Below are 16,175 nucleotides of genomic sequence, written 5' to 3' on the forward strand. Positions count from 1 at the left end.
ATATATTTAGAGAGCTGAACCCCTACTGCAAAGGCTATACTTGTTTTTGCACATTCAACAAAATTATATCTCTCTCAGTGAGTCATCAGTAATCATTTTTAAAAAAACTAATCGTTATTTATTTAAAAAATACTTGTTATTTCTCCATTTCTTTACAGCCATAAACAATTTCCTCGCAAACGCCTATAATGGACTGTCAAAATCATCTATGACAGGATATACAGGGATAACAGTATGAGCTGTTTTGTCATGGCATCTATTTGATGTACAAGTCAGCTCACCGTAGCAGTGTTTTTTACCATCATGTTCTATACCACCGCACAAAACAATGGAATGATTGAAGATAGCAAGGAAGCCATCAGTAAGTCGATATCCCATCACTCACCAGTATTTAACAAAGCCCTGCCATATAGGCAGGTACGACTGATATAAAAGGATTAACACCAATGAATTATTATAAGGATGCTGATAGCACCGAAACCCAAGAGTGGCTGGCAGCCTTTGAATCTGTGGTCAAACACGCAGACAAGGACCGTGCCCAGTTTCTACTAAAGGCGTTGTACAACATGGCAGTTCAAGAAGGCCTGCCTTTTAATAGACTAGATACCGCTTACGTCAATAGTATCGCTGCAGAAGATGAGCCAATGTATCCAGGCGATCTAGGCATGGAGCGTAAGATACGTGCTTTGATTCGTTATAACGCACTTGCCATGGTTATGCGTGCCAACAAAAACGATGATGACTTGGGTGGTCACTTAGCGACATTCGCCTCTAGTGCAACGCTTTATGAGACTGGTTTTAACCATTTCTTCCGAGCAGCCAGCGATCATTTCGGTGGCGATATGATTTATTACCAAGGTCACTCAGCACCAGGTATCTATGCTCGCTCTTATTTAGAAGGTCGTTTGACCGAAGATCAGCTTGATAACTTCCGCCGTGAAGTGGGTGGTAAAGGTCTATCAAGCTATCCACATCCATACTTAATGCCCGATTATTGGCAGTTCCCAACGGTATCAATGGGACTTGGTCCCATCATGTCGATTTACCATGCCCATGTACATCGCTATATGGAAAACCGCGAATTACTAGAAAAAGAAGGTCGTAAAATCTGGACGTTCTTGGGTGATGGTGAAACAGATGAGCCAGAAAGCTTAGGTGCAATCTCTCTTGCTGGTCGTGAGAAGCTAGATAACTTGATATGGGTAGTCAATTGTAACTTACAGCGCCTTGATGGTCCTGTACGTGGTAATGGCAAGATCATTCAAGAGCTAGAGTCTGTGTTCCGCGGTGCAGGCTGGCGCGTCATCAAAGTTATCTGGGGTGGCAACTGGGATTCACTACTTAGTAAAGATCATACCGGCGTGCTTAAACATCGCATGGAAGAAGTGGTCGATGGTGAGTACCAATTATATGAAGCACGTACGCCTGAATTTACCCGAAAAGAGTTTTTTGGTAAATACCCAGAGTTAGAAGAGATGGCAGATGCGCTGACAGACGAAGAGATTGCACGTCTGAACCGCGGTGGCCACGATCCAGTGAAAGTCTATGCTGCTTTTAGTGAAGCAATGAAGACAAAAGGTCAGCCAACCGTTATTTTGGTCAAAACTGTCAAAGGCTACGGCTTATCTACTCAAACGCAAGCCGTTAACAAGTCACATCAGATCAAGAAACTAGATCAAGAAGCCTTGATGTATTTCCGTGATCGTTTTGATTTACCGTTTACTGATGAGCAACTAGAGACCCTACCATTCTATCGCCCTGAAGAAGGTTCGGCGGAGATGAAATATCTCAAAGGGCGCCGCGAGTCGTTAGGTGGTCATCTGCCCAACCGCCGTAGTGGTCACATCCCGCTTAATATTCCTGAGCTATCGATGTTTGATCGCGTATTAAAAGGCAGTAATGGCAAAGAGCAATCTACCACGATGGTCTTTGTACGTTTGCTATCTGCGATGCTCAAAAACAAAGACATCCAAGATCGCGTTGTACCAATCGTACCTGATGAAGCACGTACATTTGGTCTAGAGGGCATGTTCCGTCAATTGGGTATCTATTCAGCGGTCGGTCAAAAGTATACGCCAGAAGATAGTGAAGCGTTGATGGGTTATAAAGAAGCCATCGATGGTCATATGTTAGAAGAAGGTATCAACGAAGCGGGCGCAATGAGTACGTGGATTGCCTTGGCAACCAGCTACTCTGTGAACGCCCTGCCAATGATTCCGATGTATATCTATTACTCAATGTTTGGTTTCCAGCGTGTGGGTGATTTGGCTTGGGCCGCAGGCGATTGTCAGGCACAGGGTTTCTTACTAGGTGCAACAGCTGGTCGTACAACGCTTAACGGTGAAGGTTTGCAGCATCAGGATGGTCATTCACAGATACTATTCAATACCGTACCGAATTGTGTCACCTATGACCCTTGTTTCGGTTATGAGCTGGCGGTAGTGATGCATGATGGCCTGCGCCGTATGTATGGTGAAGGTGAGCGCGTCTATTATTACTTGACGCTGATGAATGAAAACTACGAGCAACCTGAAATGCCAGAAGGAAGCGAAGAAGGTATCAAGCGTGGTATGTACTTATTAGAAGACAATGGCTCAGCACAGGTACAGCTGTTAGGGTCTGGTGTGATCTTACGCGAAGTACAAAAAGCATCACAGATACTAAAAGATGAGTTCAATATCACATCTAACGTCTGGAGCGTTACCAGCTTTAATGAGCTGACTCGTGATGGTATGGATTGCGACGACTACAACCGCTTGCATCCAATGGATGAAGAAAAAGTGCCTTGGGTTACTGAACAGTTGGCACCGCACGAAGGTATCGTGGTTGCTGCGACAGATTATATGCGTAACTACTCAGAGCAGATTCGTGCTTGGTTGCCAGACAACCGTCCTTATACGACTTTGGGTACGGATGGTTATGGCCGCTCTGACACGCGTGAAAACCTACGCAGTTTCTTTAACGTTGATGCTGCACATATTGTTGTGGCAACGCTGAAGCGCTTAGCGGATGAAGGTGAAGTTGAGATGCGTTTGGTCAAAGACGCGATTTCAAGCTTAGGTATCGATGTGGATCACCCACCTGCATGGCAACAGCAGTCTTATTATGATCAGTCTCCAGATGCACCAGCACCAGGTAATGTCAATCCAAAACCTGTTCCTGAGTTTGTTGAAGAAGATGATGATGAAATCAGTGATGAGGGACGCGCTGAAGACCAAGCAGATGCAAATGTACTCGATGATAGTGATGTCAAAGAATAATAACCATAAGACGAGGAAATAAATCATGGACATTAAAGCCCCCGATTTAGGTGTGGATAGCGCCGAAGTCAGCGAGATTATGGTAGAAGTTGGCGATGTCATTGCAAAAGACGACAACATCGTGTTGTTAGAGTCTGACAAAGCATCAGTCGAAGTGCCAAGCTCCGCTGCTGGTAAAGTCACTAAAATTAGTATTGCTATTGGTGATCAAGTCAGTGAAGGTATGGTGCTGATTGAGCTTGAAAGTGTAGATGATAGCAATGACAGCGATAGCGCTGCTGATGACAAACAAGATGAGAACACTGCAAAGGACGCATCTGCTGAAACAGAAGAAAAATCTGAGCCTGACACTACTGAACCAGAGCGATCAGAGTCTACTGCTAAGCCAGCCACTGGTGCTGGTCAAGCAACGACTCATGTGTTGCCTGACCTAGGTGTTGATGAAGCACAGGTTTCTGAGATTATGGTTAGTGTTGGTGATACTGTCAGCGCTGAACAGTCGATTTTATTGATCGAATCTGATAAAGCTTCAGTTGAAGTGCCGGCACCCGTTGCCGGTAAGATCGAAAAAATATTGGTCGAAGCAGGGGATATGGTTGCCAACGGTCAGGACTTTATCGTTATTATAGAAAGCGGTACAGATAGTGCTAGTGATAGTGAGCCTGAAGCCTCTAAACCACAAGAGTCAGCATCCGCTAAAGCAGAAGATAAAACAGCGCCTAAAACCACTGGTGAGCCAAAACAAGCCGCCAAACCGAGCAGTACTGACACAGCTGCTAGCAGACCAGAGGGTAAACTCACTGAAGCACAGGTCAATGAAAAACTAGTTGATGTGTATGCAGGTCCTGCCGTGCGTAAGCTTGCGCGTCAGTTAGGTGTGGATATCACGCAAGTGTCTGGCTCAGCATTAAATGATCGTATCCTAAAAGAAGATCTGTTTGCTCATGTCAAAGACAGCCTAACCAAGCAAAAAGCAGCGCCTGTGAGCAGCAGTGCTGTAAGCTCAGGTCTACCGAAACTGCCTGACATGAGTAATACAGAGGTTTGGGGTGAGACAGAAACCCAAGACCTCAGCCGTCTGCAAAAAGTATCAATACCGCAGCTGAACTACAATACCTTGCTGCCACAAGTGACACAGTTTGATTTGTCTGATATTACCGAGACTGAAAAACTGCGTGGTGAGTTAAAAGGGGGCATGAAAGCTGAAGGGGTTGGGCTGACTATCTTGGCCTTTATCGTTAAGGCGACTGCATATGCGCTCACTCAGCACCCTCGCTTCAACAGTCATTTAAGCGATGACAACACGCAAATTATCTTGCGTAAGAGTGTCAATATGGGTATCGCAGTAGCAACTGATGATGGTCTGATTGTACCTGTTATTAAGGATGCGCAAGATAAAGGTATCAAGCAAATCGCAATTGAGATTGGAGAGCTTGCTGTCAAGGCTCGCGATAAGAAGCTCAGTACCAAAGATCTACAAGGTGCAAGCTTTACTATCTCAAGCCAAGGTATCCTAGGTGGTACAGCATTTACACCACTGGTCAACTGGCCACAAGTAGGTATCTTAGGAGCTTCAGAAGCCACTATGCAGCCTGTCTGGAATGATGCTAAGCAGACTTTCGAGCCGCGCCTGATGCTGCCATTATCATTATCTTATGATCACCGTGTTATCAATGGTGCCGATGCCGCAGTGTTTACCCGCTATGTTGCGACCTTGCTTGCAGATCCACGTCGTATCTTGATCTAACACTCACTGATAAACAAAAAAAGACTGTCTACGGATGGTCTTTTTTATGGCTTGCTTTTCGTTTCTAGAAACCACTATTCTAAAAACAGCTATTTAATGATTAGGCTAGGTGTAGATGGTAGTCATAGTGAGTAGCAAGTGATAAACAGTAATTAGTAAGTATAAAAGAGCCAGCTAATAAGCTGGCTCTTTTGAGTCATGATACTTGACTGGCTTAGAACTGTTTGACAAAGGCAACGCCATATACCCAAGGGCTGATATCAATTTCACCGATATCACTACCGTCTAAAGTAGCATCGGTTTTGATGTCCATGTAGCGTGCATCGATTCGGAATGCCTCAGTAGGGGCAAAAGGAATATCAAGACCTACGTGACCAGCTACGCCAACGCTATCATCAAGATCTAAATCACCACCACTAGAGATTCTTTCTTTAAAAAATGTCGTGTAGTTCACACCAACACCGATAAAAGGCTTGATATTCATTGGCATACTGTCATTATCGAAGTGATACTGTACAGAAAGCGTAGGTGGTAAATGTTGGGTACTACCTGTCAAAAATTCATTGCCATCAGCGTTGTTCAGGTCGAAGTCATGATGAAATGGGATGGCTGCAAGTAATTCGACACCAACATTGTTAGCGATAAAGTATTCGCCGCTGATAGTTGGACGGATATCATCATCTACTTTTACTGCTAGTGTACCGTCGACTAATGTACCGTTGTCGCTTTTTGGGTCGACCATATGGGCGCCAGCGGCAACAGACCATGTGCCAGCAGGAACAGCGAAAGCAGTGGTCATCGTAAGTGCAGCAGCTACCAAAACTAGGGATTGTAGTTTCATTGGTTGGTTCCTAAAATGTGAAAAGGGTCAGTGAAATGAGGGATGGCATTGTACACTGATACATAATGTTATAATAGATAATTAATCTGTAACATCATGGCATCATTATAGTTTAAAACCACATTTATTGTAAGGTTTTAATTTGAGATTTAAGTGCTTTTATTTAGTCACTAACGATAGAAGGAATTATTTGACAGCTTTTGACTGTTAAAAAACTAATTATTGTGGGATAGGGTACAACCGCATTGTGATACTCTGATATAACTGGTTCAAAAAACTGAGATAATAATGGTTATCTGAATCGAAGAGTTGATGAGCGTCAAATTATTAACGATTGATAATGGCTTATGGAATTGATATTGATGATATGACAAGAGGCGTAATATATTATGCTCGGTTATTGTAGTAATTCTCCTCTACGCTGTGAGAATGCACGCTCTACAAAGATATTGAATCAGGTAGACTCTTGTTGCCCTGAATGCAATTTGTTTTTGGTGCCTGCTCAAGATATAAGCCAACAGCTCATTGCTGATGAGCAGTTTTTAAGACTCTCTATTTTATCAACCGCACTGATGCTGCTCATATCTGTCTATATCTATTATTCAAAATTTACGTAACCCTTTATGGTCAAGTATGATAAAACTATGAGTAATATGAGTGGCTTCAAGTCAGGGGCTGTCATAAGCTGTCAGGCGCTCCATCAAATGAGCTATTTTTTGACCATCTGTCTTTTTGAACATATAGGTAGTCATATTCTATGATCACTGTTTTATTCTACTAATATAATACCGGTGTTTCACCGCATAGGGACGGCATGCTATTCCAATCTATACGGCGCTTGCGTCATTTTGTTTATGATGTTTTGCAAAACGAAGCGCACGACACGTTATTTAGTCGTTATCTCGATTATTTTCTTATATTCTTGATTATGACCAATGTGGCAGCCGTGATAGCGGAGTCAGTAGATAGTTGGTATTACCCGTATCAGGAATATTTTACGTGGTTTGAAAACTTCTCTATTGTGATATTTTCTATCGAGTATTTGTTGCGATTATGGAGCGTCGCTGAAGCCAAGCCTGACAATACAACGTGGAAGCAGCGTTGGGATTGGATCAGAAGCCCGTCAGCACTCATCGATTTGGTAGCGATTGTCCCAGCGTTCCTAAACTTCTTTGTCACGATTGATTTGCGTTTCCTACGGATTCTGCGTCTGTTCCGTATCCTCAAGCTGACTCGCTATTTTGCGTCCATGCGTATTCTACTGGTGGTTATCAGTAAAGAGCGAGGCTCGTTTCAAGCTGTTATTTTTATATTAATTATCATGATTGTGACGGCATCGAGCGGTATTTACTTGGTTGAAAATCACGCCCAACCAGAAGAGTTTGAGTCGATACCCAAAGCGATGTGGTGGGCTGTAGTTACGCTTACTACTGTGGGCTACGGCGATGTAACCCCAATCACCAATGCTGGCAAGATATTGGGGGCAATCATTACCATATTGGGTGTGGGTCTCGCAGCACTGCCTGCAGGTATTCTGGCCACAGGTCTGGCAAATGAGCTCGCGCAGCGGCGTGAAGAGCTGGAGCAGCATTTCCGAGAGCAGCTGATCGATAGCGACTTTGATTTGGTACAAAATCAGATGATGATTGATAAGATTCGCCGCGAGCTAGGACTGGACAAAGAGCAGGCGCAAAATATCGTATTACAAGTGCTGCGTGAACAAGAGTTGGAGCGCCGCGAAAAAGAAGTAGAGAACCGTCAAAAGAATTTTTGTCCACATTGTGGCGAGGTCTTATAGATAAAAATTAGATAGGAGTAGATGTTTTTTAAAGTAGCTATTGAGGTGACTATTGAAGGAGCTATCGAAGTGGCCATTCAAATAGTAATCTAAACAGTCACCAGATAACGGTGTGAGCGGTCAAAAAATAGTGCTGTGTGATCAAAACGCAGCACCATTTTTACATTTTACTATTTGTTGATAATGTATATCTAGGACTATACACCCTGAGGAATCGGCATCGCACGTGCCAACTCATGGGCCACTTGCTGTCCTGCACTTGATAGATCTTCTGCATCTAGTGGTAGGTTTTGTAGCGTCAGATGCCAGTCATCAACAGAACGACGCAAATGAGCAACCCAAAGTGTTTTACAGTCACGTGGCAGCTGTTTTAGGTTGACTTCAAAACAGCGGTTGCCCTCGTCATCGCTCAGATGAATCTCGCCTTTCTTAACTCTTGAAAACGCGTGACCATGGTATGAGTTGGCAAGCAACGCAATATGAGTGATATGTTCTGGAACTTCTTCTAACTCCAATCTAATTTGCTCTTGGTCAAGTGGCGCAAGATACATGGCTTGCTCACCGCGATCCTTTCCGTTTAGACTGTCTCCTTGATGCTTGACTGATTCGGCTCTATCACGCAGTTGTTTGAACCAGACAATGTCACTAATGATGCAGTTGTCATCATATAAGACGCACGCTAAGTCGATATCGACTGCGCTTTTGTCCTTTTTAAAACGCTTAAATAACCCTTTTGGCTCAATCTTGGTAAATTCATAATTGAGCGCAAAAAATAAGGTTCCCGTATCCAAGCCCAGTCCTCTTAAACTGTCGGAAAGCAGTGGTGATGGGGCAGTGGTCGGCATAACATTCCTTTTTTCAATTCTTAGTGGTTAATTCTTGGTTCTTGGTTCTTGGTTCTTGGTTCTTGGTTCTTAGCGCATATTGTGGTCTAAGTATTACTCAGCTTAGACATCACTATCAGTATTCGTTGTCGCTCGAGGTTTGTCTAATACCGCTTGGTATAACAACTCAGGCTTAGCACCTAACAACCCATTGCCAAAACCACGTAGCCACCAAACCAGTTGTGAGGTCAGATTAACCGTCGCTTTTATCGTTAAGGTTCCGTCATCATTTGCTATGACAACTTGATCGTCACTCAATTTACTCTCGGTGAGGCTTCTACCTGCTTGCTGCGTAAATTGTAGCTCAATGGTGGTGTTTTTACCACGCTCAGCCAGTTCACCGAAAAACGGGTGACTAAACCCCATACTGCCTTCGTCCAGATACGTATCGAGTTGAAAGTTATCTGGGGTTTGTGCGGTACTTTCTAAAATCTCCACACTATCAAATCGGTGTAGCGCAAAGGTGCGAATGATGACGTCTGGATCATCGGTACGAGTGGCCAGTAGATAGATAATCACACCACGCTGAATGATAGCAATAGGGTTTAGCGTATACTCACTGGCTTCTGACTTATTGCTGCGAGTATAGCAGGCATTGATTTGTAACTGATAAAATAGAGCATGATAGATGTTGTCTTTGCTGTCTAAGTCTATGTGTGGCGCAATGAGTGGCTGAGTCGCAGGCTCGATACGAACGCGGTCTATCCAAGAATGTGTCACTTTACTATTTTTGAGTTGTCGTCTTGCCAAGTCAAACCAAGGGAACAGCTCATCTAAAATGACAGGTGGCAATAGCTGAGTCAGATTGGCCTCGACCATATTGAAGGCAACGGCTTGCGATAAGTTCATGTGCGGTAAGCTTTGTAGCGGGGCATCTTCTTTCCAGCGCCAGCCTTGAGGATTGGCATTGTTTTTTTCGATAGGAAAGCGTTTGGCCAGCGCATTCAAATCACGCTGTACAGTACGTAGGCTGATATCGAAACCTGCCATCATGAGCTGTTCGTAAATATGGGTGGTGCCTACCCAGCGATTGCGCTGTAGCTGTGACAACACCTGCCATTGACGAGCGGTCGTCGCCGCTCCATGACGGTTGTCATTGCTCTCTTTTAGCGCGTTGCTGTCTGTAGCCACCAGCATATTCTCTTGCTCAGTAGCGTTGGCTTGAGCGTGGATGTCATTGGCAGTGGTAGGACGTACAGTCATTAAGAGATACCCTTTATGAAGTCATAGGTCATTTTTTTATAGGTCAATATTTTCAAGATTAATGCTTTAAAGGCTAATATTTTATAGGTTTTAACCAGTTAGCAGCCGTTTATCATCGCAGAAAAGCATCGTGGCGTCTAGGGACGTTCGTACATGTCAACGCCATATCGAACGCTCTTCATTTAATAATGAAGACTAATATGGTAGATACTAAAGCTAGTAGGTACTAAAGCGATTCATCATCAATGACTTCAGTCTCACCATTTTCGTCTTTACGATTTTCTTCCTTTCTTTTATCCTCTTTTTTCTGACGTTTTGCTTTACGCTTTTTTTTCTCTTTCTTTTTTGACTTTTTATCATCGACCTCATCATCACCATCTTGGTTTTCATCCCACAGCATCAGACGATCCAGAACTTTACCGAATAGCGTATTTTTGCGATATCGACCTTTCTTGTTCATGGTGTCGATGGGTAGACCTGTCATCAAGGTCAAGGCTTCACTCAATGTATAAACACCATAGATATGAAAGTTGCCGTCTCTTACAGCAGCAATGATATCGTCACGTAACATCAGTTGTTTGACATTGGCCATCGGAATAACCACGCCTTGCCCACCTGTGAGTTCTTGCTCACGGCAGGCATCAAAAAACCCAGCGATTTTGGCGTTGATGCCGCCAACAGCCTGTACTTCACCCAGCTGATTCATGGAACCAGTGATGGCAAATGATTGATCAATGGGGACATTAGCTAAGGCGGATAGTAGGGCGCAGCCTTCGCTGACAGTGGCGCTATCGCCATCGATATGAGCGTAGCTTTGTTCAAATGCGAGCGAGGCACTAAAATTTAGGGCATGGTGCTGGCTAAAAAGCGCTCGTAAATAGCTGGTCATGATCAGCATGCCCTTAGCATGCAAGCTACCACCCAAATCTACATCACGCTCAATATCAAGTATTTCGCCTGCGCCAATATTGGGTTGAATAACCGCAGTGAGACGCGCAGGCATACCAAACTCACTATCAGCGTAACTGACGACAGTTAGGGCGTTGACCTGTCCAACAGCACTGCCTTGGGTTTGAATCAGTTGCTGCCCGTTTTTGAGCTCATCCCAATACAGATCACGCAAGTATCCTGAACGCTCATCCATATCGTCGATGGCTTGAACGACATGGTCAGCAGTAACCATATTTTGTGCGTTCAAACGCGCATGACGGTTAGACTCATGTAGCAGCTTGATAAGCAAGTCACTATGTAAGCTTAGGCGGTCTTGTTCTTCGGCTTGTAAACTTAAATGCTCAAGTAACGTGGCTTGCGCGCTACTATCGAAAGGATACAGATCGGCGTAGTCAATGATGTCTGCCATTTTCGCTACCAGTGCCAATTCATGCTCGCTGGTGCGCGTCACATCATCATGAAAGTCCGCGCGAACTTTAAACACCGCATCGAACTCAGGCTCAAGCTCTAACAGCTCATAGTACAAGTCTGCTTCACCTAATAAGATCACTTTGATATCAAGATCAATGGGCGCAGGTGATAAGGACAAGCTACCTGTTAGGGTCAGCATCTGCTCAAGACTTGAGAGCTTAATTTTGCGTGACTGTAATGCGCGCTTTAGACCTTGCCATGCATAAGGGTGCTCAAGTAAATGACTGGCTTCTAGGAGCAGGTAGCCGCCATTGGCACGGTGCAAGGCGCCTGCGCGAATCATACTGACGTCCGTCGTTACGGTACCCAATTGAGTGATTTGCTCAACGTGACCCAACAGATTAAGGTGAGTCGGCAGGTCTTCAAAGACAACAGGTGCACCACTGTCTGGTACGTGGCTGACAATAATATTGACCGCATAACGGCTGGGTGTCGTGGTTAATACTGCCGACACAAATTCTTCATCATCACCGTTGACGATGCGCTCTACATGAGCAACCATATCAGCAAACACAGTTTTGAGGTAATCAACAACCAGCGGGTGAGTGGCAAACTGCTCATAAATTGGCGCAAACAAAGGTTGTAGCGCACGGTGCGCGATACTGCGATGCAATGACTCGATTGCATCGTTGGCTTCATCTTCTAACTGCTCTAAAGCGATTGTCAGTTGGCTGAGCCGTTTTTGCATATGGTTTTTCTGTACAAAGTTATTTAACTCCGCTTCGTACTCGCTATTGCCATACTCAGAATTTTGGGCGTTGTTTTGATCTTTATTACCGTTAGTTTTATCGTTACTTGGTATATTGGCTTTTTCGGTACTATTTATCGGCGATGAGTCTTCATCATTGCTAGATGATTTTGAATCCTTTGAGTGGTCGCTGCTATTGTCTGTCGTCAGTTGACTGGGATGCACAAAAACTGCTTTATTATCAAACGAGCGAAACGTCAAAGCTAAGTCATATTGTTTGCCTTCAGCGTTTAGCGCATCATAGGCATGACTTTCTTTTTGATGCGTATTGTTCTTTATCGCTTCAATTTTACTTTGGTATTGGTCACTACGAAACCGTTGGCTCAGTCGCTTTTTGGCTTGTTGCCATAAGCTATTAACGTGCTGCTGTAGTTGTAATGCTTGACCTGCAGGCAGATGCAGTGCGAGCGGCGTACGGGGATCAGTAAAATTATGCACATAGACCCAATCGTCAGGCGTTGGTGCATCAGCGGCGATGCGGGTAAGCAGGCGACTAATAACCGTGCGTTTGCCCAAACCGTTCTCACCAGCAGCAAATACATGGTAGCCACTAGCCTTGATATCTAGAGCCGTATGCAATGCTTTGAGTGCGCGCTGCTGACCAAAACCGACATCCAAGTCCGGTGCCGTGCGGGTGTCTGTAGGCAGCTCATCAGGGTCACTATAGCGCTTTAGTTGCTCAGCTGATATGCGGCAATTTTGCTGAACCTCTATAAAAATAGGATTGGGCGTATTAGGTGTGTCTTGCTGATTATTTTTTGAGTCAGCGGTAGGTAGTACCATATTGTTAGCGTCTTTTGATATTTGAGATATAGGGGTGCGGAGTTGCTCAGTCATAGGATATTAAAACATCATCTTAAAGGTATAGATTGGGGTATGGTATTTTATACGAGGCTTGTTTGTTCTAAAACTATCACTTTCAATAAAGACATCTTACAAGATGTAGCTGCATTTTAACGAAGTCATTGAGCGCAGTTTTGTATCATATTTGGATAATTGACATAGCACAATGAATAAAAAAACAATAAATGGCTCATGTCATGCTATTACAGCAGAATAACGCCTCACAATAAGCGTAGATAGTATAAGATGTCCCACATTGGCGCAATCTGCAACTATTCAATGAGCGGGTCACATGATAAAATAGGCGGTTCACATGTAAAACTGGATAACTCGTTGTATGTCAGCTTCCGCTAAAACCTCTTCATCGTCTGCTAACACGGGTAACATCCGTATTGATCCGACTGGCTTTGTCAAACTTGGGGCACAGCTGCCAACGCTTGCTAATATCTTAGCACAAGCAATAGCCGAGCTCGGTTTATCTCTAAGTGATAAACAGCAGCGCACGTTATTATTATACTTAGACCAGCTTTTGTTATGGAATAAAGCGTATAATCTGACCGCCATTACCGATCCAGAAGAAGCACTGATCAAACATGTGATTGATTGTTTGTCTATTATAATGCATTTACCAGCAGGTTCACTGCTTGATATTGGCACAGGAGCAGGGTTGCCTGCAGTGATTATTGCGATTTGTCAGCCTGATCGCCAATGTACAGCACTTGATAGCAATCAGAAAAAGATTCGCTTTATCAAGCAAATCAGCAGTGAACTTGGTTTGGGTAATATGCAGCCAATCGCTTCACGTATCGAAGCACACGAGGCCAGTTACGACGTAGTGACTTCTAGAGCATTTGCCAGTTTGATAGATTTTGTTGAGGTAGCGCAGCCAAGATTAGTAGATGGCGGCTATCTGTGTGCCATGAAAGGCAAAGCACCGAGTGATGAAGAGCTGCAAGCGCTCAATAGTGAGTGGCATATCAAAACGATCAAGTTATCAGTACCACGTCTGCATGACAGCCGTCATTTGATTGAGATGTCTGTCAAAACATCGAAATGACAAACACTTCTCAGTCATGAAACAACTATCATTTTTTGTGAAACATAGTTTACGTTTGTACTCAAATGACATAGTATTTAAAAGCGCTAAAACTACGCAAGCGAAAACTAAGCAGTGAACGTCTGAAACGGCTGCGGATTGAGAGTGCTGGTCCAGTACGAATTTACCAGTATGAGTGTTACCAACTGCATTAAATACATTAAAAGAAAAATCAAGTAATAGATTTTAATAATATTGAGTGAGTGTATGGAAATCATAGCAATTGCGAATCAAAAGGGCGGTGTGGGCAAAACCACAACGGCGGTAAATTTGACCGCCAGTTTAGCTGCTAAGCGCAAGCATGTACTGTTGATTGACTTAGACCCACAGGGTAATGCAACCAGCGGCACTGGTGTTGATAAAAATGAGCTAACGCTTACCATAGCAGACGTTTTGCTTGATGGGGTATCATTGACTGAAGCCATTGTCACTAGCCCTGCTGGGTTTGATGTTATCGGTGCCAACCGTGATTTGGCAGGTATGGATATCACGTTAATGAGTAAGACTGATAGCCATGAATTGTTCAAAACCGCCATGGCAGATTTGGTTAATAATCAAATCGCTAATAAAAAACAGCCATACGATTATGTAATTATAGATTGTGCGCCTAGTTTGAATCTGCTGACCATTAATGCGTTGGTCGCAACCGATAGTGTCATTATTCCGATGCAGTGTGAGTACTATGCGTTAGAAGGGTTGGCTGATTTATCCCAGACGATTGAGCGTCTAACAGAGTTAAACCCTAAGTTATACATTCGCGGCGTCGTGAGAACGCTGTTTGATGCGCGTAATACGCTTGCTCGAGATGTGTCTGCTGAATTAGAAGCGCATTTTGGCGATATCATGTACAAGACACATATTCCAAGAAATATTCGCCTAGCAGAAGCGCCTGCACATGGTTTGCCCGTCATTGCTTATGAGAGATGGTCAAAAGGCGCACGCGCGTACCAAAAGCTGGCTGCTGAAGTCATAAAGCAGAGCAGTTGATTTTTATATAAGCGTTGTTTATATAAGCGAGTGTCACTGGTAAAGACAGTAAGCAATCAGTTGGACAACAAAGCACTGAAAATTGTATTTAGTAAGCCGTAATAGTAATCAATAGGCTTTTATTTTAGCGTTAGAGGATAGGTAATCATGGCGAAGAAAAGAGGGTTGGCTGCCAATCGAGGCTTAGATGCCTTATTGGGATCAATCAAAAAAGAAAAGCAAATCACCGCCTCTGCCTTGCAAGACGATATGGCTGCACGTGACAACATGTCGCCAGCTGAAACACCGAATCCCAAAGTGCCTGCCGATACCAACGCGGCAGCTGCGACTGCTGATACTACTTCGATTAAAACTAGCAAAAAATCGACTACAACGTCTAATGATGCTGATAGCGACAACGGTACTCGCGCACCGCGTAGTCCGCGAGCTGCAAGTAAGTCTACTGCTGCTAAGTCACGCAATAGCAGCACAGAGGCAAGTACGCAAGAAGATCAAATCAGCCTCGTACAAATCGATGTCACCCTTTTACAAGCGGGCAAATATCAGCCACGTCGTGATATGAGTGAAACGGCGCTTGCAGAGTTGGCGTCTTCTATTGAGCAGCATGGCGTGATGCAGCCTATTGTGATTCGTCCTTTGCTAGCCAATGAAGATAAAAGTGAAGATTTTGTTACTCACGAAATTATCGCGGGTGAGCGTCGCTGGCGCGCGGCAAAAATGGCAGGAAAGTCGGTTATTCCAGCTATTGAACGTGCGCTATCTGACGAGCTCGCCATTGCACTCGCATTGATCGAGAACATCCAGCGTGAAGACTTATCCGTCATTGAGCAAGCAGCAGCATTGCAGCGCTTTCATACTGAGTTCGGTATGAGTCATGCCATGATTGCTGAAGTCGTTGGCAAGGCACGTACAACGGTATCGAATCTACTGCGGTTGAATCAATTACATGATACGGTAAAAGACCATTTGGCAACCAGCGCGCTAGATATGGGTCATGCCCGTACGCTATTGGCATTGTCTTCTGAGCAGCAGCCTATTATCGCGCAAAAAATTATCGATGGCGGCATGACGGTGCGAGAAGCGGAAAAACTGGTCAAATCTATCTTGCAGCCGGCTCCCAAAGCCAATCGTATCGAACAAGCGCAATCTCGTGACGCTGAGCGTCTCACTCAAAGACTGACGGATATGCTAGGCGCCGAAGTCAAACTCAAGCATAAAAAAGATGGACAGGGTAGTGTTGAGATATTCTTCCATAATCAAGATCAACTGGCCGCTTTGATCAAGCATATAGAAGCGCAGGCTTAGGACAACACGCGAATTAGTAGGACTGATTTATTAGTAGCAAT

At 44.2% G+C, this 16,175-nt stretch carries 10 protein-coding genes; 6 read left to right on the forward strand and 4 right to left on the reverse strand.

Annotated features, from left to right (window positions below; translation table 11 throughout):
* Window positions 1-446: 446 nt before the first annotated feature.
* Together aceE and AC5JPY_RS12815 are read left to right on the forward strand one after the other, a co-directional pair.
* Window positions 447-3,260, forward strand: a complete 2,814-nt coding sequence (gene aceE, locus AC5JPY_RS12810) for a pyruvate dehydrogenase (acetyl-transferring), homodimeric type (RefSeq protein WP_443524259.1) — start codon at window positions 447-449, stop codon at window positions 3,258-3,260.
* Between the two features lie 25 nt (window positions 3,261-3,285).
* The gene (locus AC5JPY_RS12815) at window positions 3,286-5,007 is read left to right on the forward strand and encodes a 2-oxo acid dehydrogenase subunit E2 (protein ID WP_493852681.1); all 1,722 of its coding nucleotides are present in this window, start codon (window positions 3,286-3,288) and stop codon (window positions 5,005-5,007) included.
* Window positions 5,008-5,221: 214 nt separating this feature from the next.
* Here the strand turns inward: AC5JPY_RS12815 and AC5JPY_RS12820 are convergent, their stop codons facing one another.
* Window positions 5,222-5,848, reverse strand: a complete 627-nt coding sequence (locus AC5JPY_RS12820) for an OmpW/AlkL family protein (RefSeq protein ID WP_493843393.1) — start codon at window positions 5,846-5,848, stop codon at window positions 5,222-5,224.
* Window positions 5,849-6,662: 814 nt separating this feature from the next.
* Between AC5JPY_RS12820 and AC5JPY_RS12825 the strand changes: the two genes are divergently transcribed.
* A complete protein-coding gene (locus tag AC5JPY_RS12825; protein ID WP_443524254.1) occupies window positions 6,663-7,646 on the forward strand; it encodes an ion transporter in 984 nt (327 codons plus the stop codon).
* A 197-nt stretch (window positions 7,647-7,843) separates the two neighbouring features.
* Here AC5JPY_RS12825 and AC5JPY_RS12830 read toward each other — a convergent pair whose 3' ends face one another.
* The 3 genes from AC5JPY_RS12830 to AC5JPY_RS12840 all read right to left on the reverse strand — a co-directional run bounded on the left by AC5JPY_RS12830 (window position 7,844) and on the right by AC5JPY_RS12840 (window position 12,686).
* Entirely contained in the window at window positions 7,844-8,491 is a 648-nt protein-coding gene (locus AC5JPY_RS12830; RefSeq protein ID WP_493852682.1) for a TerD family protein, read from the reverse strand.
* Between the two features lie 102 nt (window positions 8,492-8,593).
* Window positions 8,594-9,733 (reverse strand): helix-turn-helix transcriptional regulator, encoded by a 1,140-nt coding sequence (locus tag AC5JPY_RS12835; protein ID WP_493852683.1) that lies wholly within the window; start codon window positions 9,731-9,733, stop codon window positions 8,594-8,596.
* 226 nt (window positions 9,734-9,959) lie between these two features.
* Window positions 9,960-12,686 (reverse strand): AAA family ATPase, encoded by a 2,727-nt coding sequence (locus AC5JPY_RS12840; protein WP_493852684.1) that lies wholly within the window; start codon window positions 12,684-12,686, stop codon window positions 9,960-9,962.
* A 397-nt stretch (window positions 12,687-13,083) separates the two neighbouring features.
* Between AC5JPY_RS12840 and rsmG the strand changes: the two genes are divergently transcribed.
* The 3 genes from rsmG (at window position 13,084) to AC5JPY_RS12855 (ending at window position 16,134) form a co-directional block, all read left to right on the forward strand.
* Window positions 13,084-13,803 carry a 16S rRNA (guanine(527)-N(7))-methyltransferase RsmG gene (gene rsmG / locus AC5JPY_RS12845; protein ID WP_493852685.1) on the forward strand — a complete coding sequence of 240 codons (720 nt, stop codon included), beginning with the start codon at window positions 13,084-13,086 and terminating at the stop codon, window positions 13,801-13,803.
* Window positions 13,804-14,049: 246 nt separating this feature from the next.
* On the forward strand, window positions 14,050-14,829 hold the full coding sequence (locus AC5JPY_RS12850; protein WP_493852686.1) for a ParA family protein: 780 nt from the start codon (window positions 14,050-14,052) through the stop codon (window positions 14,827-14,829).
* 147 nt (window positions 14,830-14,976) lie between these two features.
* Entirely contained in the window at window positions 14,977-16,134 is a 1,158-nt protein-coding gene (locus AC5JPY_RS12855) for a ParB/RepB/Spo0J family partition protein (protein ID WP_493852687.1), read from the forward strand.
* Window positions 16,135-16,175: the final 41 nt, after the last annotated feature.

Source organism: Psychrobacter sp. H27 (assembly GCF_059072655.1).